Raw genomic sequence first — 24,881 nt, 5'->3', positions numbered from 1 at the left:
GCGCGCAGACACATCGCTTGTCTTTTCAACGGATGGATCAGGGCAAAGATTCCCTCAAGAAGTACGCCTGGAGAATGGTTTTGGATTTCCTCCTCAAGGAGGATGTTTCCCTGCGCCACGACACGGCCCACAACTAACCCCTGCAAAGGGGCTCAAACCAGGCGGCGTCCCTCCTTCCACACCTGTGTCACCAGCGGCACCCCCGGCCGGTAGGCGAGATGGACGTACGTGGGTGTGTCGAGAATCACCAGATCCCCGCTGCTGCCCACCCGCAGCGTGCCGACGTCCCCGCGACGCAGCGCCTTGGCACCGCCGTACGTGGCGGCCCTGATCGCCTCCAGCGGCGTCATCCGCATCTCACGGACCGCCAGCGCCACGCAGAACGGCATGGAGGAGGTGAAGGAGGAGCCCGGGTTGCAGTCGGTGGCCAGCGCGACCGTCACCCCGGCGTCCAGCAGGCGGCGGGCGTCCGGGTAGGGCGAGCGGGTGGAGAACTCCGCGCCCGGCAGCAGGGTGGCCACCACCCCCGACGACGACAGCGCCGAGACGTCGTCGTCGGTCAGGTGGGTGCAGTGGTCGGCGGAGGCCGCGCCCACCTCGGCGGCGATCCGCACCCCGGGCCCCTCGCCCAGCTGGTTGGCGTGGATCCGCGGCAGCAGCCCCGCCTTCATCCCGGCGAGGAGGATCTCCCTGCTCTGGTCGGCGTCGAAGGCTCCGCGCTCGCAGAACACGTCGACCCACCGGGCGTGCGGCGCGCAGGCCTCCAGCATCTCCCCGGTGACGGTGCGGACGTACTCGTCGGCCGAGGAGGCGTCAGGGGGTACGACGTGCGCGCCCAGGTAGGTGGTCTCCCGGGTGAACCCCCGCGCGATCTCCAGTGACCGGCGCTCGTCCTCGACCGTGAGGCCGTAGCCGCTCTTGATCTCGACCGTGGTCGTCCCCTGGGCGAGCATCTCGGCGACCAGGCCGGCGGTGCGCGTCACGAGCTCGGCGTCGGAGGCGGCGCGGGTGGCCGACACCGTCGTGCGGATGCCTCCCGCCGTGTACGGGCGGCCCGCCATGCGGGCGGCGAACTCGGCCGTGCGGTCGCCCGCGAAGACGAGGTGGGCGTGGCTGTCGACGAAGCCGGGGATGACGCATCGCCCGTCCACGTCCACCCGTTCGTCGGCGTGCGGAGCCGCGCCGGCGGGTCCCACCCACACCACCTCTCCGCCCTCGACCACCAGCGCCGCGTTCTCGATCTCCTCCCGGGCCGGGTCGCCCGTGTAAAGCAGGCCGATGCGGTCGAAAAGGGTGCTCGTCGCCGGCCGGTCCTCGCTCGTCATACCGACCTCTCCTCTCGCGCCTCGGCGACCGCCTCGCCGAGCATGGTGCCCACGTCGCCGAGGGCGTGCCTGCCGTCGACGACCACGTGGCGCCCGCCCGACACCACGGAGTGCACGTCGGCGGCCGTGGCGGCGAAGAGCACGGTCTCGGCCAGGTGCGCCGGGGAGGCTCCGGCCGTACGGACCGAGTCGAGGCGCACCGACACCAGGTCCGCCCACGCACCGGGGACGAGCATGCCCGCGTCGGCGAAGCCGAGCGAGTCGTGCCCCGCGACCGTGGCGGCGTTCAGGAGTTCGGCGGCCGACCAGTGGCCGCGCCGCTCGGTGGCCAGCCGCTCGTCCAGCTCGACCGCGCGGGCCTCCTCGAACAGGTCGATGACCGCGTGACTGTCTGAGCCGAGCGTGATGGGCGTGCCCGCCTCGAACAGTCTCCTGGCCGGTCCGATGCCGTCGGCGAGGTCGCGCTCGGTCGTCGGGCACATGCACACGCGCGTGCCGGAGGCACCGAGCAGCGCGACGTCCACGTCCGACAGGTGGGTGGCGTGTACGGCGGTCGAGCGGGGGCCGAGCGCGCCGTGCGCGTCCAGCAGCTGGACCGGGGTCGCGGCGTAGGCCTCCACGCAGGCGGCGTTCTCCGCGCGCTGCTCGGAGACGTGGGCGTGCAGCGGGACCGCGTGGTGCCGGGAGAACTCGGCGACCACGGGGATGTGCTCCGCCCTGACCGCGCGGACCGAGTGCACGGCCACGCCGATCTCCACATCCGGCTCGCCCTGGTAGCCGGCCACGAGCATCTCCGCCCGCGCGGCCCACCCGTCGGCGTCCCTGTCGCCGAACCGTCGCTGCACGCCGCTCAGCGGGGTGCCGACACCGCCGGTCAGGTAGCAGGCGTCCAGCAGCGCGATGCGCAGCCCCGCCTCCCGCGCGGCCTGGACGAGCGCGTGTCCCATGGCGTTCGGGTCGTCGTACGGCCTGCCGTCCGGCCCGTGGTGCAGGTAGTGGAACTCCCCCACGCAGGTGATCCCGGCCAGCGACATCTCGGCGAACGTGGCCCTGGCGAGCCTGAGGTAGGAGTCGGGGTCGAGGGTGCCCGCCACGCCGTACATCTGCTCGCGCCAGGTCCAGAAGCTGCCCTTCTCCCGCTGTGTCACCCCGCGCAGGGCGCGATGGAAGGCGTGGGAGTGCGCGTTGGCCAGCCCGGGGAGGGTGAGCCCGGCCAGCCGGACGGCTCCGCCCGGCGGGGCCGCCACGCCGGTGACGATCTCGGCGATCAGGGTGTCCCTGACCCTGACGAGTACCCCCGCGACGACCTCGCCCGGTGGCAGCCAGGCCAGCTCGCACCAGTAGCTCAGCTCCCGCACAGGTCCTCCATAACGGCGGCGAGGGCGGCGACCCCGGCGTGGCAGTCGGCCCTGTCCGCGTGTTCCTCCGGAGAGTGAGAGATGCCCGTCGGATTGCGGACGAACACCATCGCACTGGGCACACCCGCGGACGCGAGGATGCCCGCGTCGTGTCCGGCGCCGGTCGGCAGGACGGGCGCGCTCCCGCCCCCGGCCGCACTCCCGGCGGCGACCGCGCCCCCGGCGGCGGCGGCGACCCGCTCCCGCAGGACCGCGTCGAAGTCGACGACCGGGGTCCACGACTCGACGGTGACCTCGGCGCCGGAGAACTCGGTCAGCTCGGCGACCAGCGCCCTGACCGCGTCCTCGTCGCCGCCCCTGGCGTCCAGCCAGGCGCTGACCAGGCCGGGGACGGCGTTGGCGTTGTTGGGCGACACGCGCGTCCTGCCGAAGGTCGCGACCACGCCGCCGCGCTCGGCGGCCTGGCGGGCGTGCAGGACGGTACGGGCGAAGGGCAGCATCGGGTCGTCGCGGTCGGCCAGGCGGGTGGTGCCCGCGTGGTTGGCCTGGCCGTGGAAGTCGAACCGCCAGCGGCCGTGCGGCCAGATGGCCGAGGCGACGCCGACCCGGGCGTCCCGGTGGACCAGGTCCTGTCCCTGCTCGACGTGGAGTTCGACGAAGACGCCGATGTGCCGCAGGGTCTCCTCGTCCCGGCCCAGGCCGCCGGGGTCGCGCCCCGCCCCGCGCAGCACCTCGGCCAGCGAGTCGCCCTCGTCGTCCTTCAGGGCGCGGGCCCTGTCCGGGTCGAGGATCCCGGTCAGCAGGCGGGAGCCGACGCACGGGACGCCGAACCTGGCGCCCTCCTCGTCGGTGAAGCAGGCGATTCCGAGGGGGCGCGCGGGCCGGAAGTCCGCGGCCCGCAGCAGGTCGAGGGCGGCGAAGGCCGACACGACTCCGAGGGGGCCGTCGAAGGCGCCGCCCTGCCGCACCGAGTCGAGATGGCTGCCGGTGACCACGCCGGGCCGGGCCGAGGGGTCACCCCACCAGGCCCACAGGTTGCCGTTGCGGTCCTCCCTCAGGTCGAGGCCGCGCCGGGCGGCCTCCTGCCCGAACCACCGCCGGAGTTCCAGATCCGCGGGCGACCATGCGTCTCGCAGGTAGCCTCGGGTCCGGCCGTCACGTCCGAGGTGCTCTATGGCACCCCACATCTCGTCGAACACCCTCCCATTATGTGAATGAGCCCATTCATTGGCGAGCCCGGCACCCCCTCGGCCCGCCGCTCTCCCAACCCGGCACCCCTTCGGCCCGCCGTTTTCTCAGCCTCGACCCGGCACTCCCTCGGCCCGCCACGCTCTCGACGCCGGCGCGCCCTCGGCCCGCCACGCCGTTCTCAGTTCGGAGGTCCGGCGGCGGGACGGACGGTGATCTCGGTGATGTGGGCGTCGGGGGACGCGGTCAGGGCCGTCAGCGCCACCCTGGCCACCGAGTCCGGGTCGAGGTAGTTCTCCGGCTGGTAGGGACCGCCCTCGACGGCCCGCAGCTCGCGCTGCATGTCGGTGGCGATCCGCCCCGGGTAGATCGTGGTGACCTGGAGCTCGGGCTCCTCCAGGCGGAGCCCGTCCGCGAAAGCGCGCAGCGCGTGCTTGCTGGCCGCGTAGGAGACCCAGTTCGGGTTGGTCCGCTGCCCCGCGCCGGAGTTGATCAGCACCACGTGGCCCCGCGCCTCGCGGAGCGCGGGCAGCAGCAGCCGGGTCAGCTCGGCCACCGCGATCACGTTGACCTCCATCGTGCGCCGCCACACCTCGGCCGGGGTCTCCTCGACACGTCCCAGGGTCACCACGCCCGCACTGTGCACCAGCACGTCGAGCCGGTCGACGCCGGCGACGTCGGCCTCCGTGACGGCGGTGAGCTCCACCGGCCAGGACCGCGCGCCGGGCAGGCCGGAGACCACCTCGGCCAGCGCCTCGGGGTCGCGACCGCCGAGCATCAGGTCGTGCGTGGGAGCCAGGGCGCGGGCGATCGCGGCGCCGACCCCCCTGGAGGCGCCGGTGACCAGCGCGGTAGGGCGTGCGGGCATGTTGATCACTTTACTCTGGGCGGAACGTCTCCGGCCCGGGACGCTCCGGCGTCACCGCGAGGACGTCCTCACGCCTGATCTCTCGCATGCTTGACACTTTACTCAAACTTGAATATAAATTTGAATATGTCTTCCACCCGGACCCTGCTGCTCGGCGTGCTGCTCGACGGCCCGCTGCACGGCTACGAGGTACGGCGCCGCCTCGAGCTGTGGGGCGCCGACAGCTGGGCCAACGTGGCCTACGGCTCGATCTACCACGGCCTGGCCAAGATGGCCGAGGAGGGACTGTTGGAGATCGTCGAGCAGGGCAGGGGCGGCAGGACGGTCTACGGCGTCACCGAGGCGGGACGGGCCGAATTCCACCAGCAGCTGATGAACAGCTGGTGGTTCGTGAAGCCGATCGTCGACCCCTTCCAGGTCGCGCTCACCTTCATGGACCGCCTTCCCCCGGCCGACCTGGTCAACGCCATGGAGGCGAGGGCCGAGCAGCTGCGGGCGTCGATCTCGATGATGCGGCGGGCACTGGGCGGCAAGCAGGGCTACGGAGCCCCCCGGCACATCGACGAGTGCCTCCGGCTCAACATCCTCCAGTTCCAGGCGCAGCTCGACTGGATCGAGGCGTCCGTCGCGGATGTCAGGGCCGGAAAACTCCCCTGAGACCCCGCCCCGGGACACCGGCCCCCGGAAGACCACCGGGCCGGAAATCCGGTTGAGCCGCCGCCGCGGTTCCCCGAAACTCTTCCCCTCCCCCCCACGACGGAGAGTCATGATCATCGAAGCGCACGACCTGCGCAAGACCTTCACCACCAGGCGTGGCAAAGACGGTCCCCGGGAGGTCGAGGCCGTCAAAGGCGTCGACCTGTCCGTCGCCGAGGGCGAGATCTTCGCCTTCCTCGGCCCCAACGGGGCCGGCAAGACCACCACGATCCGGATGCTTGCCACCCTCGTGACCCCCACCTCCGGCACCGCCCGGGTGGCGGGCCACGACGTGGTCACCGAGGCGGCCAGGGTGCGAGAGAAGATCGGCTACGTCGGCCAGGGCGGCGGGGTGGACGAGAACTCCCCCGGCCGCGAGGGCCTGGTTCTCGCCGCCAGGATCGGCGGCATGTCCCGCGCGCGGGCGAAGGCGCGAAGCGACGAGCTCCTGGCCGCCTTCGACCTGGCCGAGCTGGCCGACCGTCCCGTACGGACGCTGTCCGGCGGTCAGAAGCGCAGGTTCGCCCTCGCCGTCGGCCTGGTCAACCACCCGCCGCTGTTCTTCCTCGACGAGCCCACCACCGGCCTCGACCCGCAGAACCGCGCCAACCTGTGGGACGAGGTGCGCTCCCTGCGCGATCGGGGCACCAGCGTGCTGCTGACCACCCACTACCTGGAGGAGGCCGACGCGCTCTGCGACCGGCTGGTCATCATCGACCACGGCCGCGTCGTCGCGGAGGGCACCCCCGCCGAGCTCAAGAAGGAGGTCGCGGGCGACGTCGTCACGCTCCGCCTCGACCGGGCCTCCGAGGCGCGGACGCTCCTCGACGCCGAGCCGTACGTCAGAGAGGTCCGCGAGGAGGAGGACGTCCTGCGCGCCTACCTCGACGACGGGGAGCACAACCTGCCCGCCCTGCTCCGCGTCCTGGAGTCCGGGGGGCTGCCGATCCGGTCGATCTCCCTGGACCGGGCCACGCTCGACGACGTGTTCCTGCGCCACACCGGCCGTTCCCTGCGCGACGCGAACTAGCGAACTAGGACGACAAGGACCCCCCGTGCTCCGACACACGATGCTGTTCCTGGGCTACGAGCTCAGGGCCACCCTGCGCAACCCCGTCTGGCCGCTGTTCGGCCTGATGCAGCCCGTCCTGTACCTGATCCTCTTCGCGCCGCTGGTGGCCAACACCAACGCGGGCGGCACCATGGGCGACACGCTGCGGATGTTCACTCCCGGCGTGATGATGATGATCGCCCTGTTCGGCTCGCTCTTCGTGGGCTTCGGCATGATCAACGAGATCCGCAACGGCTACCTGGAACGGCTCGCGGTCAGCGCCGTCTGGCGACCCGCGATCGTGCTGGGCCGCACCCTGCGCGACATGATCGTGCTGGTCGTCCAGGCCCTGCTGGTGATCGCGCTGGCCACACTGATGGGCATGCGGGCCAGCCTGCCGGGGCTCGCGCTCATGCTGGTGCTGATGGCCGCCACCGGGCTGCTCGCCTCCGGCCTGTCGTACGGCATGGCTCTGGCGCTGCGCGACGAGAACGGCATGTCGCAGATCATGCAGTTCTTCGCGCTGCCGCTGATCATGCTCACCGGCATCATGCTGCCCATGTCGCTGGCCCCCGACTGGATGCGGGCGGTCGCGCAGTTCAACCCGCTCTACCACGCGGTCGAGGCCGGCCGGGCGCTGTTCGACGGCGACTTCTCCGACGGCTCGATCCCGCTGGCCTTCGGCCTCATCCTGGCCCTGTCCGCGATCAGCCTGCGCTGGTCGGTCGCCTCGATGAGGCGGATCGCCGGATAGGCCCCGGCGAGGGCTCCACGGCGCCCGGTGGAGCCCCCGTGCCGTCAGTCGAGCTGCTCGGTGAAGACCCCGGCCTGGTCGATCATCCGCTCGTACTCATCCAGCCGGGCCTGGGTGCGCAGCGGCGCCGCGTCGGCCATCGCCTCCACCAGCACCATGGCCAGGGCGAGCGGCCCCGCGTGCGAGTCGAAGACCAGCCGCTCGCCGACGGGGGCGGCCAGGATCACGTCGGCCTCGAAGGGCACGTCCCGCCGGTCGGTGATCACCGCCGTACGCAGGCCGAGGTCGCGGGCGCTCCGCAGGGCCTGTACGGCCTCGGCCGGGTAGCGGGGCAGGACCACCGCGACCAGCCAGGCCGCCCCCGCCCGGCGCGCGGCGTACAGGCCGTCGGCCAGCTCGGAACCACCGTGGGTCAGCAGGCGGACGTCGGGGTGGATCCGGCGCGCGAAGTAGGCGAACGTGGTGGCCAGCCCGCTCGACACCCGCAGGCCCAGCACCGGCAGGGGCTCGCATCCCGCCAGGTTGGCGCCCAGCTCCGCGAGGTCGGAGGGGTCGCTCAGCGCGTCGCGCACGCTCCGCAGGTTGTCGATCTCCACATCGATCGCGGTCTGCAGGTCGTTGGCCCGCGACGGCCTCCTGCCGCCCACGACCAGGGGCCGCAGCGCCTGCCTGAGCTCGGGGTATCCCGCGAAACCGAGCACCATGGCGAATCTCGTCACCGACGGCTGGCTGACCCCGGCCCGGTCGGCCAGCTCCACGCTGGACAGGAAGACGGCCTCGGACAGGTGGTCACCCAGATAGCGCGCGATCCGCCGCTGCACGGGCGACAGCCGCCGCCCCTCCAGAAGCCGATCGAGTCCGTCACCCACGCCCCCTCCAACCGCTCGAACACCCACGAGCATTCCCCTCCCCCGTCCCGCCCCGCTGTCGTTCATACACCCGGACGGGAGGGAGCGAGCGGCGCCCGGAGGATTCGCCCCCCGATCGGGACGCGGTACGCGAATCGGCGCCCGTTCGAACCAGCAGAAAGCCGGTTATACCCGGTCAGGACGCGCGCCGGCCGGACCTCGCATGTCGCCGGTCGACAGCGGGCCGGCCGGGACTCGCATGCCCCCGGCCGACAGCGGGCCGGGCAGGACTCGCATGCCCCGGTCACGGCGCGCGTCCCGTCAGGACTCGCGCGTCAGGACTCGCGCATCGGGACGCGGACGCCCCGCTCCTCGGCCACGGTGACGGCCTCGTCGTACCCGGCGTCGACGTGACGGATGACGCCCATGCCCGGGTCGTTGGTGAGGACCCGGTTGAGCTTCTCGGCGCCGAGCCTGGTGCCGTCGGCCACAGTGACCTGCCCGGCGTGGATGGAACGGCCGATGCCGACGCCGCCGCCGTGGTGGATGGAGACCCACGCGGCGCCGGAGGCGACGTTGAGCATGGCGTTCAGCAGCGGCCAGTCGGCGATCGCGTCGGAGCCGTCGGCCATGCCCTCGGTCTCCCGGTACGGGCTCGCGACGCTGCCGCAGTCGAGGTGGTCGCGGCCGATCACCAGCGGGGCCTCGATCTCCCCCGAGGCCACCATGTCGTTGAACCGCTCCCCGGCCAGGTGGCGCTCGCCGTACCCGAGCCAGCAGATGCGGGCGGGCAGGCCCTGGAAGTGGACCTTCTCCCCGGCCAGCCGGATCCACCTGGCGAGCGGCTCGTTGTCGGGGAACAGCTCCAGGATCGCGCGGTCGGTCTTGGCGATGTCGGAGGCGGCGCCGGACAGCGCGGCCCAGCGGAACGGGCCCTTGCCCTCGCAGAACAGCGGCCGGATGTAGGCGGGCACGAAGCCGGGGAAGTCGAACGCGCGGGTGTAGCCCGCGAGCTGCGCCTCGCCCCGGATCGAGTTGCCGTAGTCGAAGACCTCGGCCCCGGCGTCCTGGAAACCGACCATCGCCTCCACGTGGGCGGCCATGGACTCACGGGCCCTGCGGGTGAAGCCCGCCGGGTCCTTCTCGCGCTCGTCGGCCATGTCCTCGAAGGCCACGCCGACCGGCAGGTACATCAGCGGGTCGTGGGCGGACGTCTGGTCGGTGACGACGTCGATCTCGGCGCCCCTGCGGAGCAGCTCGGGCACGACCTCGGCCGCGTTGCCCTCGACCCCGATGCTCAGCGGCCTGCGCTGGTCGCGGGCCTCGTACGCCAGGCGCAGCGCCTCGTCGAGGTCGGCGGCGCGGACGTCCAGGTAGCGGTGCTCGATCCGCCGGTCGATCGACCTGGGGTCGCAGTCGACGCAGATCACCACGCCGCCGTTCATGGTCACGGCCAGCGGCTGGGCGCCGCCCATGCCGCCGAGCCCGGCGGTCAGCGTGATCGTCCCGGCGAGGCTCCCGCCGAACCGCTTGGCGGCCACGGCCCCGAAGGTCTCGTAGGTGCCCTGCAGGATGCCCTGGGTGCCGATGTAGATCCAGGAACCGGCCGTCATCTGCCCGTACATGGTCAGCCCGGCGGCCTCCAGGCGCCGGAACTCCTCCCAGTTGGCCCAGTCGGGCACCAGGTTGGAGTTGGCGATGAGCACCCGGGGGGCCCACTCGTGGGTGCGGAACACCCCGACGGGGCGGCCCGACTGCACCAGCAGCGTCTCGTCGCCCTCCAGGGTGGTCAGGGTACGGGTGATCGCGTCGAAGGAGCGCCAGTCTCGGGCGGCCTTGCCCGAGCCGCCGTAGACGACGAGCTGTTCCGGATGCTCGGCTACCTCGGGATCGAGATTGTTCTGGATCATGCGGAGCGCCGCCTCCTGCGGCCACCCCTTGGCGGTGAGCGTGGTGCCGCGCGGCGCGCGCACAATCCGGCTGCCGGACATGCCCGACCTCCCCCTCAGGAATGAATGAACGTATTCATATTTGGTCACCCGGAGGCTACAGGTCAACCCGGAAAAGGGGGTGCCGCGGGCAGCACGCCCGTGGCACCCCCTGGTGGTAGCCGTAACGATCGCCACGCCCCGATCCTCGTCCCGCACGGACGGGACCGGGTGATCGAATGCGGCGCGCGCGCCCGATGGGCGCTCCGATGCGAAGGAGAGGCTTCGCACAGGCGGGGATGCCCGGTTCGCCGGACGGCGAATCAGCCCCTCGGCCCGGTGTCCGAATTATTCCTTTATGAACGATATGAATTTACCCAACCGAGCCGGTGACCGCAGGTCTAGGTGGGCAGCAGGAACTGGGTGGCGGCCAGCTCACGGTAGAGGGCGTCGCCGGCGAGCAGCTCGTCGTGGGTCCCCACGGCCCGCACCCGGCCCGCCTCCATCACCACGATCCGGTCGGCCCCCGCCACGGTGGAGAGGCGGTGGGCGATCACCAGCACGGTCGTCTCCGCCGCCACCTCCGCGATCACCTCACGGAGCCGCAGCTCGTTGACCGCGTCGAGCTGGGAGGTGGCCTCGTCGAGCAGCAGGAGCCTGGGACTGCGCAGCAGGGCGCGGGCGATGGCGACCCGCTGGCGCTCGCCGCCGGAGAGCATGATCCCCCGATGGCCGACCCGGGTCTCCAGCCCCTCGGGGAGCCGGGAGACCAGGTCCTCCAGGCGGGTGCGGGCGAGCACCCGCCAGATGTCGGCCTCGTCCACACCCGGCGCGGCGAAGACGAGGTTCTCCCTGAGCGTGCCGTCCAGCACCGGCGCGTCCTGCTCGACGTAGCCGAGGCAGGCGCGCAGCTCGGCGAGCGGCCAGTCCGCGATGTCGCGGCCGTCGATCGTGATCGTCCCCGCCTGCTGCTCGTAGAACCGCTCCAGCAGGGCGAAGATCGTGGACTTGCCCGCCCCCGAGGGCCCCACCAGGGCGGTCAGCCCGCCCGCGGGCACCTCGAAGGAGACGTCGTCGTGGACGACCGGCCTGTCGTCGCCGTAGCGGAAGGCGATGCCCTCGAAAACCACCCCGGCCGGGGCCCTGCCGACCTCGTACACCGCGCCGTCCGCCTCCTCGGCGGGCAGCTCCTCGATCTCGCGGATCCGCTTCACCGCGGCCAGGCCGTTCTGCACCTGCGTGAAGCCCTGGACCAGCTGGCCGATGGGGGCGACCAGGTAGAACAGGTACAGCAGGAAGGCGATCAGCGAGGAGACCTCCAGCGCGCCCGAGGAGACCCGCGCGCCGCCCACGCCGAGCACGGCCACGAAGGCCAGCTGCGCGGAGACCCACGCCGAGACACCGGCGATCGAGGTCAGCCAGGCGACGGCGATCCCCCGGTCGCGCGCCTCGCGGGCCGCCTCGCCCACCGCGGCGATCTCCCGCTCCTCGGCACCGCTGGCCTTGACCGTGCGGAACGCCTGGAGCACCCGGTCGAGGACCGCGCCCATCTCGCCGACCGCGACCTGCGCCTGCATCGAGGCGCGCTGGATGCGGGGCATGATCAGGCTGACGAGCCCGCCGACCACGACCAGCACTCCCAGCGTGATGAGCAGCAGCAACCCGTCGATGAGCGCCATCATCACCACGGCGCCCACGAGCATGAACAGCGAGCTGACCGTCTCGACCACGCCGTTGGTGAACACCGCCCGCAGCAGCGTGGTGTCGGAGGTCACCCGGGACATCAGGTCGCCCGGCTTGAGCCGGTCGACCTCGGACACCCGCAGCCGCAGCATCCGGTCGACCAGGCTGCGGCGGGCGGAGAAGACGATGCCCTCGCCCATCCGCTCCAGCACGTAACTGCCCAGTGCGCCGATGGCCGCGCCCAGGAGCACGGCGGCGGTCAGGCCGAGCACCGGGCCGAGCAGGGAGCGCTGCTCGCCGAAGGCGTCGATGACCGTCTTGGCCAGGAGCGGCATCGCCAGCCCGGCCAGCGAGCCGACGAGGCTGAGCACCCCGCCCAACAGCAGTGCCCTTCGGTGGGGCCGTATGTACGCGACCAGCAACCGCCAGGACGCGGTCTCGGGCACCGTGTTCCCCGGATTCCCCGGATTCCCCGGGTCCGCTGTGTCCCCCGCGTCGCCCCGCAGTGTGACCCCCGCCAATGTGTCCCCCTTCGAAATGACGCGATCGGCCTCGGGCCGCTTTTCCTATCTACCGCGCGTGAGTCCGTCTCGGGCGTCTCGCCCTGTTCTGAGATGAAAGTCGATGACGTCAATGTAGGTTGACACGATCGATGCTGTCAATACAGGTTGACTTGAAGGGGGATCGCGGTGCCGGTCGTACGGGGGGCGGGGCCACAAGGACAACCCGGGTGGAAGGCGCCGGGAAATCGTCCCGTCCGGCGCCAATCCGGGGAGGGCGCGGCGGCGAATGGGGAGCGAGGAACCCGGCCGGATCCTTCCCCACCCCCGTACCCACGGCCGGTCACACCGTGACCGGCGGCCGAAAGGACCAACTGACATGGAGCTCCGGATCAACCGGCGCGCCCTGATCGGCATGGGCGTCATAGGGGCGTTGACCGCTTCCTCGTTCGCCCTGCTGAGAGCCGAGACCGGCACCGCCTCCTCGCACCGCGAGGCACCGATGATCGCGGGTGACCCCCGCAACGACAACACCGACGTGTACGCGTTCGTCAGCCCCGACAAGCCCGACACCGTCACGCTGCTGGCCAACTTCATCCCGTTCGAGGAGCCGAACGGCGGGCCGAACTTCTACCAGTTCGACACCAACTCCCGCTACAACATCAAGATCGACAGCAACGGCGACGCCAGGCCCGATGTCGTCTACCAGTGGACGTTCCGCAACGAGGACCGGCGCGGCAACGACACCTTCCTGTACAACAACGGCCCGATCACCTCGCTGAACGACAAGAACCTGCTGTTCAGGCAGCGCTACAAGCTCACCAGGAGCACCGCCCACGGCACCCGGACCCTGGTCGCAGGCGGAGTGGTGGCGCCGAGCGACACCGGTCCCGCCTCCGTCCCCGACTACGGCAAACTGCGCGCCCAGGCCGTCAGGAACCTGCCCGGCGGGGGCAAGGTGTTCGCCGGGCAGTCGGACGAGGCGTTCTTCGCCGACCTGCGGGTCTTCGACCTGCTGTACGGCGGCGACCTGTCCGAGGTCGGCCAGGACACGCTCAAGGGCTACAACGTGCACAGCCTCGCCCTGCAGCTGCCCAAGGACGAGATCGCGCTGCGCGGCGACCCGAAGCGCAACCCCGTCGTCGGCGTCTGGTCCACCGTCGACAAGTGGAGCCCGAAGGGCTTCGTCCAGGTCTCCCGCCTCGGTCAGCCGCTGGTCAACGAGGTCGTGGTCCCGGCCGGGCTGAAGGACGCCTTCAACGCGCTACGGCCGGACCAGGACGCCGGGATCCCCGCCGTCGTCAAGCGCGTCACCGAACCGGAGGTGCCCAGGCTCCTGGAGGCCATCTACGGCCTCAAGGCGCCGAAGACGCCCCGCAACGACCTGGTCGAGATCTTCCTCACCGGCGTCGCCAAGGCGAACGGCCCGATCAAGGCCGACCTCAACTCGCAGAGCCTCAACAAGGACGCCGGGAAACTGCGCCCGTCGGAGATGCTGCGGCTGAACATGGCGATCCCGCCCGCGGCGACCCCGAACAGGCTCGGCGTGCTCGCCGGCGACCTACAGGGCTTCCCGAACGGCCGCCGCCTCGGCGACGACGTGATCGACATCGCCCTCCAGGCGATGGCGGGCGCCGCGCAGACCGGCGAGCTCGTCGACGCGCTGGCCACGGGCGACAAGGTGGACGCCAACGACAAGCCGTTCGGCACCGTGTTCCCGTACATCCCGCTGCCGGGCGACACGTCGGTGAACGCGAGCTGACGCGGGCGCGCGGGGCCGGGGTTCCTCCCGGCCCCGCGCGAGCGCGCGCTCCCGTGCCGACCGGAGGGATGCCGACCATGAAGACTTCCGCGAAAGCCCGTACGGCCGCGGCCGTGCTGGGCCTGGCCGCGGCGCTGACCCTCGGGGCCGCGCTGATCCCCGGCAACCGGCCCGCACCCGCGCCCGCCGCCACGGCCCGGGTGGAGCTCGCCGAGACGCCCGGCTCCGCCGTCTCCCTCGACGGCGCGATCAGGGCGCTGACCGACCGGCTCCGGCGGCTGCCCGCCGACCACCTCGCCTGGGCGCGGCTCGGCGCGGCCCACATCCAGCAGGCGCGCGTCACCGCCGACCCGTCCCACTACCCGCGCGCCGAGAAGGCGCTGGCCAAGGCCGCCGCGCTGAGCCCCGGCGACCCTGAGGTGCTCACGGGCCTGGCCGCGCTCGCCGCCGGGCGCCACGAGTTCGCCGAGGCCGTACGGCTGGCCCGCTCCTCGGTCGCCGCCAACCCCTACGGCCAGGGCGCCCACGCGGTGCTGGCCGACGCCTACACCCAGCTCGGCCGGTACGGGGAGGCCAGGCGGGCCGTCGACAGGATGATGGAGCTCCGTCCCGGCGTCGCGGCCTTCACCCGGGCCTCCTACGACGCCGAGCTCAGGGGCGACCGGGCGACGGCTCGCCGGATGCTGGAACACGCGCTCTCCGACGCCTTCTCCCCCGCCGACGTCGCCTACTGCCGCCACTACCTGGGCGAGCTGGCCCTGCACTCCGGTGACCTGCGCGGCGCCGCCGAACAGTACCGGCTCGCGCTGGAGGCCGACCCCGGCTTCGTCCCCGCCCTCGCCGGGAGCGCCAGGTCCGCCGCGCTCGACGGGCGCACGGCCGAGGCGATCGGCCGCTACGCCACCGTGGTCGCGCGGCTGCCCCTGGCCCAGTACGTGGTCGAGTACGCCGAGGTGCTGGCCGCCGCGGGCAGGGACCCCTCCGAGCAGTGGGCCCTGCTGCGGGCACAGCGGAGCCTGACCCGGGAGGCCGGGGTGAGGGACGACCTGACCTGGGCCGAGTACGAGGCGGACCACGGCTCCCCGGCGCTGGCCGTCACGCACGCGCGGGCCGAGTACGCCCGCAACCCGAACGTGGTCGCCGCCGACGCCCTGGCCTGGGCCCTGCACCGCGACGGCCGCAGCCGCGAGGCCCTGCCGTACGCGAGGAGGGCCACCGCCACCGGCTGGCGCAACGCCCTCCTGCTGCACCACCGCGCGGAGATCGAACGCGCCCTGGGCATGGCCGGGGCGGCGGGACGCTCCGCCGCCCGCGCCCGCGCGGCCAACCCCTCCTTCTCCCCCGGCCTTCCCGCCCTCGCGAGGTTGTCATGAAGTGCACAGAGGTCCAGAAACCGATGACGGCGCCGAGGTCGTCGCGGCTCGTGAAAGCACCGCTCGTGAAAGCACCGCTCGTGAAAGCACCGCTCGTGAAGGCGCCGGGCCCCGCGGAGACGTCCAGATCGTCGCGGCTCGTGAAGGCGTCGCGTGCGGTGCTCAGCACGGTCCTCCCTGTCGTCGCGGTCCTCGCGGTCCTCGCGGTCGCGGTGGGCGCGCTCGTCGTCCTCGCGACCCCCGCCACCGCCACGACCGCGACCGGCACGACCGTGACCGGCGCGCGGGCCGCGCACCCGCTGGGCAACTTCACCGTCAACCACTACAACGGCCTGCGGATCGGCCCGGACCTGGTGGAGAACCTGGCGGTGGTGGACAGCGCCGAGCTGCCCACCCTCCAGGCCCGCCCCTCGGTGGACGCCGACCGCTCGGGCACGGTCTCGGACTCCGAACGGTCGGCGTACGGCACCGCCCGCTGCGCCGAGCTCGCCTCCGCCCAACGCCTGACGGTGAACGGGACCGCGACGCCCTGGCGCGTCGCCGAGAGCGCCCTCACCTACGAGCCCGGCCAGGGCGGCCTGGAGACCACCCGCCTGACCTGCCGTCTCTCCGCCGTCGCCACCCCCCTCGAAGCGACCGGGACGATCTCGTTCGGCGACGGGTACCTCGCCGACCGGATCGGCTGGCGGGAGATCACAGCCGTGGCGTCGGGAGGGGTACGGCTGGCGCGGTCGTCCGTGCCGGGCACCAGCGTCAGCCGGGAACTGCGGGCCTACCCGGACGGCCTGCTGTCCAGCCCTCTCGACCAGCGCACCGCCGAACTGGGCGTGGCCCCGGGGACCGGATCGGTGGCGGTCACGCTCCCGCTCGTACCCGACGGGCCGATCGCCGACGCGCTGGCCGCGCTGGACCGTACGTTCACCGGCCTGATCGGCACCGACTCGCTGACCCTGCCGCTGGGGCTGCTCGCCGTCCTACTGGCCACGGTCCTGGGCGCCGGGCACGCCCTCATCCCCGGTCACGGCAAGACCGTCATGGCCGCCTACCTCGCGGGCAGGAGGGGCCGCCCCCGTGACGCGCTGATCGTCGGCGCGACCGTGACCGCCACCCACACCCTGGGCGTTCTCGTGGTCGGCCTCCTGCTGAGCGCCTTCTCCGCGCTCACGGGAGAGGGGGTCCTCGCCTGGCTCGGCCTGGCCAGCGGCCTGCTGATCTCCGCCGTGGGCGTCCGCCTCCTGCTGTCCGCCTGGCGCGCCTACCGCACCGGCGAAGCCCCGGCCCTCGGCCACGGTCACGGCCACGGCCACTTCGGCCATGGGCACGAGCACGGGCACGGGCACGGGCACGGGCACGGGCATCTCGGACACGGGCCCGGTCCGCTCGCCGAGGAGGGTCGTACCGTGGCGCTGCTGGAGCGGGAGGGGGCCGATCCCGGCGAGGAGGCCGTGCGGTCGCCTGCCGGCGGGACGGAGGCGCGAGACGAAGAAGCGGCCCGTACGGGGAGCGAGAAGGCGCCCTCGAAGGGCGGGCTCGTGGGCATGGGGGTGGCCGGGGGGCTCGTGCCCAGCCCGTCGGCGCTCGTCGTCCTGCTCGGGGCGATCGCGCTCGGCCGCACCTGGTTCGGGATCGCGCTGGTCCTGGCCTACGGCGTGGGGATGGCGGGTACGCTCACCGCCACCGGGCTGCTCCTGGTCAGGCTCACCGGACGGCTCGACCGTCTGGCCACGGCGGGCGGCGGCCTCGCGGCCCGCGTCTCGGCCCTCGCCCCGGTCGGCACCGCCGCCGTCGTCGTCCTGCTCGGCCTGGGACTGGCCCTGCGGAGTCTCACGGGATCCCTCTGAGTGCCCGAGGTGAGTGCCCGGGGTCGGTGAACCCCCGATGTCGCTCCAGGACATCCGGCCAGGCGTTCGCCGCGTGGCGGTGTCCCGTCGGTCCCGGAAGGCTCGCAGAGCCACCTCGGGCGGGCCGCCGCGTGCCGGTGTCCCGCCGATCCGGAGTCGACTCCGAGGGGAGCCCATCGGCGGGACACCGGCATTCGGTGCGGCGGGGTGGGAGTCAGCGGCGGCGGGCGCCGTACTCCTTGCGCATCTCCGCGACGGTGTCCAGGATCTCGTCCTGGGTCTTCAGAAGCTTCGCCTCGGCCTGTTCGGTCCTGGCCTCGGCCACCTTCCGGCGGTTGCCCGTCCGGCCGGCCAGCCTCAGCTTGGCCTTGGCCTTCATTTCGCGCAGGTTGAGCTTCTCCATGAGACCCATGATCAGCACCCTTCAGCAGAGAGGACCCTCGACTGCCCGGCGCACGGCCGAATATGCGTCCCACGAGCTTTCCCGTCCCTCTCGGGTCCCCGGCCTCACCACCGGCCCGATCCCTGCGGCCTTCCGGATCCGGAAACTAGAGAGGAACCCACCCCAGCGGAGAAGCCCGTCTGAGCTTGGCGGCCGCGATCAACTTGGGCACGTGTGAGGCGTCGCCGGACGTCACCTTCGCCGGTCCGCTTCCGGTGGCGGCGGTCGCGACCACGAGGGCGTCGACCACACATTCGTGTCCGTCCAGGCCCGTGTCCTCAAGCAGCAGGGCAGCGAGGTCGGCGACCGTCTCGGAGGCGGGAATCACCGTCAGGCGCGACCGCTGCCAGGCCAGGCGTCTGCCCACCTGGCCGGTGCGGCGCACTTCCGCCAGGGTCACGGTGCTGATCGCGGGAACGAATCCCTCCTGCCGGGCGACCGCGATACGTGCCACGATCCTGGAATCGTCCTCGGCGAGAAGCGAGAACGGCTGAGCGTCGAGAACGAACAGCGGCGTGGGGAACGCGACCTCCGACGGCGCGTTCCGCCCTCTTACTCTCCGTGCCATGCGCGCCTGGCCTCTTCCAGATCCGCCTCGGACAGAGGAGCGACTCTGGTCTCGTGATCCTCCACGATCTCCTGGGCCTTCAACAGCGCGAGCCCGTACTCAACCGACTGATCGACAAAGTGCGAGAAGCCCCGGGGGCCCGTTCTGGACTCCACCTCCTCGGCGACGGATCGACGTAGGGTGACCGACTTTTTGATCGTTGGATCCACGGGCTGAGGCATGGCCATACGCCAACTATGCCACTAGTAGTGGCATAGTTGGCGCCCTTTTCCGGCTTCCTCAGTCGGGGTCGGGAACGTCGTCGTAGTCGACGTCGCCCTCCTCGGCGCGGCGGAGACCGATGTCCCCCACCCAGGCACAGGCGAACCGGCGGATTTCCATGATCTGCTCGCCGTCCACGCCGTAGGCCTCGAAGTCCTCGTCGGCGATCAGGTCGACGAACTCCAGCCGCATCACCAGCTCGGCGAGCTCGAACTCCTCGTTGTGCAGGCGGGCGAGGTGTTCGAGCTCCCGGAAGCCGTACAGGTGGGAGACCGAGGCGATGTCGATGACGTCGCGGGCGAGGCTGCGCTCGTGCAGGGCCCGCATCTTCAGGCCGACCGCGTCGTTCAGGGAGACGACGGAGACGTCGCCGACGATCACGGGCTGCTGCTGGAACGCCTCCCTGAGCAGGTCGAACTCGCAGCTCTGCTCGGTCACCGGGTCGCTGACCACGAGGCGGCCCATCCGGGGCGTCACCTCCGTCAGGGTGACCTCCAGCCCGGCCTCCCTGAACGCCTCGGCCATTCCCTCCGCGACCTCGGGCAGCGGTGTCTCCGCGGCGGTGGCGAAGTCGAGGTCGTTGCTCGGGCGTTCGGTGAAGCCGTGGGCGTTCATCGCGTACCCGCCCGCCAGGACCAGCCCGAACCGGGAACAGGCGGGCAGCGCGGCCTCCAGCATCCGCTGCTGGAAGGGCGGCAGGATCACCGCTCCCACCCGGGTGTCACGGCGTCCATTCCGGCGTCGGGTCTCCACCCCAGGGCGGCGATCTTGGTTTCCCAGGCCCTCCGGTAGCTCGGCCCGATGCCCCGGCGCAGGGTCGGCCAGTCGGCCACGAGGAGCTCGGCGTTCAGATACGACTCGGCGTCGGACCGGCCGCCGCCGGTGATGACCGTACGATAGAGGCTCATCCGCAGCAGCGGGTCCACCAGGTCGAACTCGGTGAGCCCGGACCAGCCGAGGTGCACGGGCAGGGCGACCTTCCCCGTGGCCGGGCCGCGCAGGTCGGCCAGCGATTCGGGGACGCGCTGCTCCACGCCGTCCCATCGGGACGGAAGCGTACTCACGTCCCCCAGTATGCCCGTCGTTCGCCCGAGGTCCACGGGGCGCGCGGGCTCAGCGGCGGGAACGGCGGCGGGTGGAGGGGAGGTCGTGGCGGCCGGAGAGGAACTCCTGGAAGGCGATCTTGCCGCGGATCACCGGGCGGCGCCAGCGCTCCTCGCGGCCCTCGGCCGTGGCCATCTTGCGAGGCTGCGGGTGCCGGGAGTCCGGCGCGAAGAACCAGTGGGCCCAGGGCGATCCGGGGCGGGCCAGCCGTACCGCGCCGGGTACCAGGAGGATCGGGACGAACAGTCCGGCGAGCCCCGTCCAGATCTTGCCTTTGAGCAGCGTGATCACGGCGAGCACGAGGTTGGCCACGATGAAGCCGACCGTCAGCCACGTGGCCCGGGGTTCGCTGTCGTAGTCCTCCCAGCCGAGGGGGCGCAGGCCGATCAGGAGCAGGGCGGTGATCGCGACGGCGATGAACACGGCGTCGACCGAAGCGCGGCCCTCCTCCTCCCAGTAGACGTCGTGCAGGTGCAGGATCAGCGCGAACTCGTCCAGGATCAGGGCGGCTCCGGCGCCGAAGACGGCTGCCGTCACCGCGTACCAGCCCTCGGAGACCCCCGAGACGATCAGGCCGGACACCCCGCCGAGCAGGGTCAGCACCACGCCGAACACCACGTGGTGGATGTGCATCTCACCGACGTTGACGTCGCCGAACCAGCCGATCTTGGCGCGGATGAGCCGGACGTTGATCCTGGTGAGCAGGAAGACGACGATGAGCGCGACGAAGAAACAGAACAGCGGCAGCCGTCCTGTGTCCATGATCCTCGCTCGGAACAAATCCCCCACCGTCCCTCAGGCTATGCGAGGGAAGCCCTCCGGCAGGCGCGGGAACCACGGCGGCACGGCGGTTTTCCAGGCGCCCGGCCCCCAGGTGCCCGGTTCCCCGGCGGATCGGCCCCAGGACACCCGTGTTCCCGGGCGCTCGGCTTCCCCGGTACCCGTCCAGGGCACGCCTCGCGCCGGTTTTCCCCGGCGGGCCCCCTCCTGGGCGCGCCGCGTGTCAGGCGAGGAACCCTCTCAGCAGCGCCGCGGTCCCCTCCAGGTGCTCGGCCACGGCGCGGCGCGCGGCCTCCGGGTCACCGGCCAGGATGGCCGTCACGATCGCCTGGTGCTGGACCGCGGCGTGCTCGATGTTGCGCTGGAGCACCGGGATGGCGTTGAGCAGGTCGGTGACCCGGAGCCTGGCGTCGGCGCAGGCCCCGGCGAGCAGGGCGGAGCCGGTCAGCTCGGCGATGGCCAGGTGGAAGGCCGTGTCGAGGCGGCGGTAGTCGCCGGGCCCGGCCGAGTTGACCTCGCGCAGCCTCTCCCGCAGGATCTCGCGCCGTTCCGGGGTCAGCGGGGTGGTGGCGAGGACCTGGGCCGCGCCGCACTCGACCGCCATCCTGAAGGTGAGAGCGTCGGAAAGGTCGTCGGTGCCCATGTCGACCACGGCCCGGCGCAGGTCGTCCCGGTGCGGGTGCGGCGGGGCGTAGGTGAGGAAGGCGCCGCCGTACCGGCCGCGGCGCACCTCCAGGTAGCCCGCGTCCTGCAGCTCGCGGATGGCCTCGCGCAGGGTGACCCTGCTGATGCCGAGCTGGGCGGCGAGCTCCCGCTCGGGCGGCAGCTTCTCGGACACCAGCCCCAGCTTGATGACCTGGAGCAGGCGCTCCACCGTCTCCTCGAACGCGTTGCCCGCGCGCACCGGCCGCAGCACGGCCGTCAACCGCGACACCTCGTCCAATTATCTCCTCCGGCCCTTGACAAGGCTCCCCCCGCTACACGTCAATGGTCTGACACTAGCCCAATAAGACCCCCGACGAGGAGGGCATGTGGACGTCCCCGAGCTTCATGACGAGGTGCGGGCAGGGCGGATCGACACCGTGCTGCTGGCGGTCGTCGACATGCAGGGCCGCCTCCAGGGGAAGCGCCTGTCGGCGCGCTACTTCCTGGAGGAGGTGGTGCGGCACGCTTCCGAGGGCTGCAACTACCTGCTCGCGGTCGACGTCGACATGAACACGGTCGACGGCTACGCCATGTCGTCCTGGGAGCGCGGATACGGCGACTTTGTCATGAAACCCGATATGTCCACTCTGCGCCGCGTGCCATGGCAGGAGGGCACGGCCCTGGTGATGGCCGACCTGGTGTGGGAGGACGGCTCCGACGTGACCGCCTCGCCGCGCCAGATCCTGCGCCGGCAGCTCGCCCGGCTGGACGAGCGGGGCTGGGGCGCCTTCGTCGGGACCGAACTGGAGTTCGTCGTCTTCAACGACACCTACGAGGACGCCTGGCGCCGCGGCTACCGCGACCTGACGCCTTCCAACCTCTACAACGTCGACTACTCCCTCCTCGGCACCGCCAGGGTCGAGCCGCTGCTGCGCAGGATCAGGCTCGGCATGGAGGGCGCGGGCATGTACGTCGAGTCGGCCAAGGGCGAGTGCAACCTCGGCCAGCACGAGATCGCCTTCCGCTTCGGCGAGGCCCTGTCCAGTTGCGACAACCACTCGATCTACAAGAACGGCGCCAAGGAGATCGCCTCCCAGGAGGGCATGGCGATCACCTTCATGGCCAAGCCGAACCAGCGCGAGGGCAACTCCTGCCACATCCACATCTCGCTCAGGGACGCGGACGGGAAGCCGGTCATGGCCGGTTCCGGGCCGCACGGCCTCTCGGCGACGGGACAGCACTTCATCGCCGGGCAGATCGCGCTGATGCGCGAGCTGACCCTGCTGTACGCGCCGAACGTCAACTCCTACAAGCGGTTCGTGCCGGGCAGCTTCGCCCCCACCGCGGTCAAGTGGGGCGTGGACAACAGGACGTGCGCGCTGCGCCTGGTCGGCCACGGCCCCTCGCTGCGGATCGAGAACCGGGTGCCCGGCGGCGACGTCAACCCCTACCTGGCCGTCTCGGCGCTGATCGCGGCCGGCCTGCACGGCGTCGAGAACGAACTGCCGCTTGAGGACGCCTTCGCGGGGAACGCCTACTCGTCGGGCGCGGAGACCGTGCCGAGTACGCTGCGGGGCGCGCTGGAGCTCTGGGAGGGCTCCGAGTTCGCGACGGCCGCCTTCGGGGAGGACGTCGTGGCGCACTACGCGAACAACGCCCGGGTCGAGCTGGCCGCCTTCGACGCGGCGGTGACCGACTGGGAGCTTTTCCGGGGATTCGAACGGATGTGAATGTGAAGATCATTAATCCGGCGACAGAAGAGGTGGTCGCCGAGATCGGGATGGCGGACGCCGCCGAGACCGACAGGGCGGTGGAGCGTGCCAGGCGCGCCTTCGCGACCTGGCGGAACGTCGGCCCGGGAGACCGGGCCCGGCTGCTGCGCCGTTTCGCCTCGCTGGTGCGCGAGCACGCCGAGGAGCTCGCCCTGCTGGAGGTCGCCAACTCCGGGCACACGATCGGCAACGCCCGCTGGGAGGCGGGCAACGTCGCCGACGTGCTCGACTTCTACGCGGGGGCGCCCGAGCGCAACCACGGCCTGCAGATCCCGGTGCCCGGCGGGCTGGACGTCACCTTCAGGGAGCCGCTGGGCGTCGTCGGCGTGATCGTGCCGTGGAACTTCCCGATGGTCATCATGACCTGGGGGACGGCCCCGGCGCTGGCCGCGGGCAACACCGTGATCGTCAAGCCCGCCGAGTGGACGCCGCTCACCGCCCTGCGGGTGGCCGAGCTCGCCCTGGCCGCCGGTCTGCCCGAGGGGGTGTTCCAGGTCCTGCCCGGGGCCGGAGAGGTGGCGGGCGCCCGGCTGGTCGGGCACCCCGGCGTGGCGAAGATCGTGTTCACCGGCTCGACCGAGGTGGGCAAGGAGATCGCCGCCACGTGCGCCGGGCAGGTCAAGCGGCTCACCCTGGAGCTGGGCGGCAAGAGCGCCAACGTGGTCTTCGCCGACGCCGACCTGGAGAAGGCCGCGGCGACCGCGCCGTACGCGGTGTTCGACAACGCGGGCCAGGACTGCTGCGCGCGGTCCCGGATCCTGGTCGAGCGCTCGGTCCACGACGAGTTCCTGGCCCGGTTCGGGGAGGCGGTGCTGAACGTCAAGGTCGGCGACCCCCGCGACGAGGCCACCGAGATGGGCCCGCTGATCAGCGCCGAGCACCGGGAGCGGGTGGCCTCCTTCGTCACCGAGCCGCCCCACCTGCGGGGCACCTGCCCGTCGGGGCCGGGGTTCTGGTTCCCGCCGACGGTCCTGACGCCCGGTTCGGCGGACGACCGGGCGTTCACCGAGGAGATCTTCGGGCCCGTGGTGTCGGTGGTGCCGTTCGACGACGAGGCGGACGCCGTACGGATCGCCAACGACACCCCGTACGGCCTGAGCGGGTCCATCTGGACCCGCGACGTCGGCCGGGCGCTCCGGGTGGCCAGGGCGGTCGAGGCGGGCAACCTCAGCGTCAACTCGCATTCGAGCGTCCGCTACTGGACCCCGTTCGGCGGTTTCAAGCAGTCGGGCCTCGGCCGCGAGCTGGGCCCCGACGCCCTGTCCGCCTTCACCGAGATCAAGAACGTCTTCATTTCCGAGGAGTAGAAGCGATGCTTCGTTTGCAGGACCGGGTCGCGGTCATCACCGGCGCCGGAAGCGGGATCGGCCTGGCCACCGCGCGCCGGTTCGCCGAGGAGGGCGCCCACGTCGTGTGCGTGGACCTGGACGAGGCGACCGGCTCCAAGGCCGCCGACGAGGTCGGCGGGCTGTTCGTACGGGCCGACGTGACCAGTGAGGACGACGTCGCGCGGGTGTTCCAGACCGCGTTCGACACCTATGGCAGCGTGGACATCGCGTTCAACAACGCGGGCATCTCGCCGCCGGACGACGACTCGATCCTGGAGACCGGCATCGACGCCTGGCGTCGGGTCCAGGAGGTGAACCTCACCTCGGTCTACCTGTGCTGCAAGCACGCCATCCCGTACATGCGGCGGCAGGGCAAGGGGTCGATCATCAACACCGCGTCGTTCGTGGCCGTGATGGGCTCGGCGACCAGCCAGATCTCCTACACCGCCTCCAAGGGCGGGGTGCTGGCCATGTCCCGCGAGCTGGGCGTGCAGTTCGCCCGCGAGGGCATCCGGGTGAACGCCCTGTGCCCGGGGCCGGTGAACACGCCGCTGCTTCAGGAGCTGTTCGCCAAGGACCCCGAGCGGGCGCAGCGCCGCCTGGTCCACATCCCGGTGGGCCGCTTCGCCGAGGCGTCCGAGATCGCCGCCGCGGTGGCGTTCCTCGCCTCGGACGACGCCAGCTTCATCACCGGCTCCGAGTTCCTGGTGGACGGCGGTATCTCCGGCGCGTACGTCACCCCGCTGTAGACCCCGCCGCGGCCCCCTCGCACGTGTCACCCCGGCGTGTCCCTCACCCCGCCGCGG

Annotated in this window: 23 protein-coding genes; 9 read left to right on the top strand and 14 right to left on the bottom strand. The window is 71.9% G+C overall.

The genetic code is table 11. The features are described 5' to 3' along the window. Positions 1–152: 152 nt before the first annotated feature. The 4 genes from hutI to OG587_RS16360 form a co-directional block, all read right to left on the bottom strand. Positions 153–1,325: an imidazolonepropionase gene (hutI, locus tag OG587_RS16375; RefSeq protein WP_329091186.1), complete on the bottom strand. Its 1,173-nt coding sequence runs from the start codon at positions 1,323–1,325 to the stop codon at positions 153–155. After that, positions 1,322–2,683 carry a formimidoylglutamate deiminase gene (locus tag OG587_RS16370; RefSeq protein WP_329091184.1) on the bottom strand — a complete coding sequence of 454 codons (1,362 nt, stop codon included), beginning with the start codon at positions 2,681–2,683 and terminating at the stop codon, positions 1,322–1,324. Before OG587_RS16370 ends, hutI begins: the two co-directional genes overlap by 4 nt. Continuing rightward, the gene (locus tag OG587_RS16365; protein ID WP_329093881.1) at positions 2,671–3,870 is read right to left on the bottom strand and encodes an allantoate amidohydrolase; all 1,200 of its coding nucleotides are present in this window, start codon (positions 3,868–3,870) and stop codon (positions 2,671–2,673) included. The genes OG587_RS16370 and OG587_RS16365 overlap by 13 nt, the downstream gene beginning before the upstream one ends. A 182-nt stretch (positions 3,871–4,052) precedes the next feature. Continuing rightward, a complete protein-coding gene (locus OG587_RS16360) occupies positions 4,053–4,739 on the bottom strand; it encodes an SDR family oxidoreductase (RefSeq protein WP_329091182.1) in 687 nt (228 codons plus the stop codon). Between the two features lie 126 nt (positions 4,740–4,865). Between OG587_RS16360 and OG587_RS16355 the strand changes: the two genes are divergently transcribed. The 3 genes from OG587_RS16355 (at position 4,866) to OG587_RS16345 (ending at position 7,240) form a co-directional block, all read left to right on the top strand. Continuing rightward, a complete protein-coding gene (locus OG587_RS16355; RefSeq protein ID WP_329091180.1) occupies positions 4,866–5,396 on the top strand; it encodes a PadR family transcriptional regulator in 531 nt (176 codons plus the stop codon). A 109-nt stretch (positions 5,397–5,505) separates the two neighbouring features. Next, complete coding sequence (locus tag OG587_RS16350; RefSeq protein ID WP_329091178.1) at positions 5,506–6,465, top strand: ATP-binding cassette domain-containing protein; 960 nt, start codon at positions 5,506–5,508, stop codon at positions 6,463–6,465. A 25-nt stretch (positions 6,466–6,490) separates the two neighbouring features. Next, complete coding sequence (locus OG587_RS16345; protein WP_329091177.1) at positions 6,491–7,240, top strand: ABC transporter permease; 750 nt, start codon at positions 6,491–6,493, stop codon at positions 7,238–7,240. A gap of 44 nt (positions 7,241–7,284) precedes the next feature. Here OG587_RS16345 and OG587_RS16340 read toward each other — a convergent pair whose 3' ends face one another. From OG587_RS16340 to OG587_RS16330, 3 genes are all read right to left on the bottom strand, one after another. Then, a complete protein-coding gene (locus OG587_RS16340; protein WP_329091176.1) occupies positions 7,285–8,109 on the bottom strand; it encodes a MurR/RpiR family transcriptional regulator in 825 nt (274 codons plus the stop codon). Between the two features lie 314 nt (positions 8,110–8,423). Further along, entirely contained in the window at positions 8,424–10,079 is a 1,656-nt protein-coding gene (gene hutU, locus OG587_RS16335; RefSeq protein ID WP_329091175.1) for a urocanate hydratase, read from the bottom strand. A 338-nt stretch (positions 10,080–10,417) separates the two neighbouring features. Further along, positions 10,418–12,145, bottom strand: coding sequence for an ABC transporter ATP-binding protein (locus OG587_RS16330; protein ID WP_329091173.1), 1,728 nt, complete (start codon positions 12,143–12,145; stop codon positions 10,418–10,420). Positions 12,146–12,578: 433 nt separating this feature from the next. On the opposite strand from OG587_RS16330, the gene OG587_RS16325 reads away from it, so the two are divergent. The 3 genes from OG587_RS16325 (at position 12,579) to OG587_RS16315 (ending at position 17,175) form a co-directional block, all read left to right on the top strand. After that, positions 12,579–13,961: a DUF4331 domain-containing protein gene (locus OG587_RS16325; protein ID WP_329091171.1), complete on the top strand. Its 1,383-nt coding sequence runs from the start codon at positions 12,579–12,581 to the stop codon at positions 13,959–13,961. 77 nt (positions 13,962–14,038) lie between these two features. Beyond that, positions 14,039–15,334 (top strand): tetratricopeptide repeat protein, encoded by a 1,296-nt coding sequence (locus tag OG587_RS16320; protein WP_329091168.1) that lies wholly within the window; start codon positions 14,039–14,041, stop codon positions 15,332–15,334. A 140-nt stretch (positions 15,335–15,474) separates the two neighbouring features. Continuing rightward, the gene (locus OG587_RS16315) at positions 15,475–17,175 is read left to right on the top strand and encodes a High-affinity nickel-transporter (protein WP_329091166.1); all 1,701 of its coding nucleotides are present in this window, start codon (positions 15,475–15,477) and stop codon (positions 17,173–17,175) included. A 214-nt stretch (positions 17,176–17,389) separates the two neighbouring features. Here OG587_RS16315 and OG587_RS16310 read toward each other — a convergent pair whose 3' ends face one another. The 7 genes from OG587_RS16310 to OG587_RS16280 all read right to left on the bottom strand — a co-directional run bounded on the left by OG587_RS16310 (position 17,390) and on the right by OG587_RS16280 (position 21,273). Then, positions 17,390–17,587 carry a hypothetical protein gene (locus OG587_RS16310; protein WP_329091165.1) on the bottom strand — a complete coding sequence of 66 codons (198 nt, stop codon included), beginning with the start codon at positions 17,585–17,587 and terminating at the stop codon, positions 17,390–17,392. A 136-nt stretch (positions 17,588–17,723) separates the two neighbouring features. Next, positions 17,724–18,185 carry a hypothetical protein gene (locus OG587_RS16305; RefSeq protein ID WP_329091163.1) on the bottom strand — a complete coding sequence of 154 codons (462 nt, stop codon included), beginning with the start codon at positions 18,183–18,185 and terminating at the stop codon, positions 17,724–17,726. Further along, the gene (locus OG587_RS16300; RefSeq protein ID WP_329091162.1) at positions 18,170–18,412 is read right to left on the bottom strand and encodes a hypothetical protein; all 243 of its coding nucleotides are present in this window, start codon (positions 18,410–18,412) and stop codon (positions 18,170–18,172) included. The genes OG587_RS16305 and OG587_RS16300 overlap by 16 nt, the downstream gene beginning before the upstream one ends. 52 nt (positions 18,413–18,464) lie before the next feature. Next, entirely contained in the window at positions 18,465–19,151 is a 687-nt protein-coding gene (locus OG587_RS16295; RefSeq protein WP_329091160.1) for a nucleotidyl transferase AbiEii/AbiGii toxin family protein, read from the bottom strand. Further along, positions 19,148–19,510 carry a hypothetical protein gene (locus tag OG587_RS16290; protein WP_329091158.1) on the bottom strand — a complete coding sequence of 121 codons (363 nt, stop codon included), beginning with the start codon at positions 19,508–19,510 and terminating at the stop codon, positions 19,148–19,150. The genes OG587_RS16295 and OG587_RS16290 overlap by 4 nt, the downstream gene beginning before the upstream one ends. Before the next feature lie 49 nt (positions 19,511–19,559). Then, positions 19,560–20,312, bottom strand: a complete 753-nt coding sequence (locus OG587_RS16285) for a hypothetical protein (RefSeq protein WP_329091156.1) — start codon at positions 20,310–20,312, stop codon at positions 19,560–19,562. 241 nt (positions 20,313–20,553) lie between these two features. Further along, complete coding sequence (locus OG587_RS16280) at positions 20,554–21,273, bottom strand: FadR/GntR family transcriptional regulator (protein ID WP_329091154.1); 720 nt, start codon at positions 21,271–21,273, stop codon at positions 20,554–20,556. A gap of 88 nt (positions 21,274–21,361) precedes the next feature. Between OG587_RS16280 and OG587_RS16275 the strand changes: the two genes are divergently transcribed. The 3 genes from OG587_RS16275 to OG587_RS16265 are packed head-to-tail and all read left to right on the top strand — an operon-like array spanning position 21,362 to position 24,824. Continuing rightward, on the top strand, positions 21,362–22,705 hold the full coding sequence (locus OG587_RS16275; protein WP_329091153.1) for a glutamine synthetase family protein: 1,344 nt from the start codon (positions 21,362–21,364) through the stop codon (positions 22,703–22,705). A gap of 2 nt (positions 22,706–22,707) precedes the next feature. Continuing rightward, positions 22,708–24,054, top strand: a complete 1,347-nt coding sequence (locus tag OG587_RS16270) for an aldehyde dehydrogenase family protein (protein ID WP_329091151.1) — start codon at positions 22,708–22,710, stop codon at positions 24,052–24,054. 5 nt (positions 24,055–24,059) lie between these two features. Continuing rightward, a complete protein-coding gene (locus tag OG587_RS16265) occupies positions 24,060–24,824 on the top strand; it encodes a 3-oxoacyl-ACP reductase (RefSeq protein ID WP_329091150.1) in 765 nt (254 codons plus the stop codon). Positions 24,825–24,881: the final 57 nt, after the last annotated feature.

The organism is Streptosporangium sp. NBC_01469, from assembly GCF_036227305.1.
Classification (GTDB): domain Bacteria; phylum Actinomycetota; class Actinomycetes; order Streptosporangiales; family Streptosporangiaceae; genus Streptosporangium.
Note: the sequence above shows the minus strand (reverse complement) of the source record. Positions and strands in the feature narration are given on the sequence as shown.

Coding starts and splice junctions, on each gene's coding strand:
- OG587_RS16265 (WP_329091150.1), top strand. CDS start 24,060: ATGCTTCGTTTGCAGGACCGGGTCGCGGTCATCACCGGCGCCGGAAGC.
- OG587_RS16325 (WP_329091171.1), top strand. CDS start 12,579: ATGGAGCTCCGGATCAACCGGCGCGCCCTGATCGGCATGGGCGTCATA.
- OG587_RS16320 (WP_329091168.1), top strand. CDS start 14,039: ATGAAGACTTCCGCGAAAGCCCGTACGGCCGCGGCCGTGCTGGGCCTG.
- OG587_RS16360 (WP_329091182.1), bottom strand. CDS start 4,739: ATGCCCGCACGCCCTACCGCGCTGGTCACCGGCGCCTCCAGGGGGGTC.
- OG587_RS16285 (WP_329091156.1), bottom strand. CDS start 20,312: ATGGACACAGGACGGCTGCCGCTGTTCTGTTTCTTCGTCGCGCTCATC.
- OG587_RS16305 (WP_329091163.1), bottom strand. CDS start 18,185: ATGGCACGGAGAGTAAGAGGGCGGAACGCGCCGTCGGAGGTCGCGTTC.
- OG587_RS16355 (WP_329091180.1), top strand. CDS start 4,866: ATGTCTTCCACCCGGACCCTGCTGCTCGGCGTGCTGCTCGACGGCCCG.
- hutU (WP_329091175.1), bottom strand. CDS start 10,079: ATGTCCGGCAGCCGGATTGTGCGCGCGCCGCGCGGCACCACGCTCACC.
- OG587_RS16310 (WP_329091165.1), bottom strand. CDS start 17,587: ATGGGTCTCATGGAGAAGCTCAACCTGCGCGAAATGAAGGCCAAGGCC.
- hutI (WP_329091186.1), bottom strand. CDS start 1,325: ATGACGAGCGAGGACCGGCCGGCGACGAGCACCCTTTTCGACCGCATC.
- OG587_RS16300 (WP_329091162.1), bottom strand. CDS start 18,412: ATGGCCATGCCTCAGCCCGTGGATCCAACGATCAAAAAGTCGGTCACC.
- OG587_RS16350 (WP_329091178.1), top strand. CDS start 5,506: ATGATCATCGAAGCGCACGACCTGCGCAAGACCTTCACCACCAGGCGT.
- OG587_RS16365 (WP_329093881.1), bottom strand. CDS start 3,870: ATGTGGGGTGCCATAGAGCACCTCGGACGTGACGGCCGGACCCGAGGC.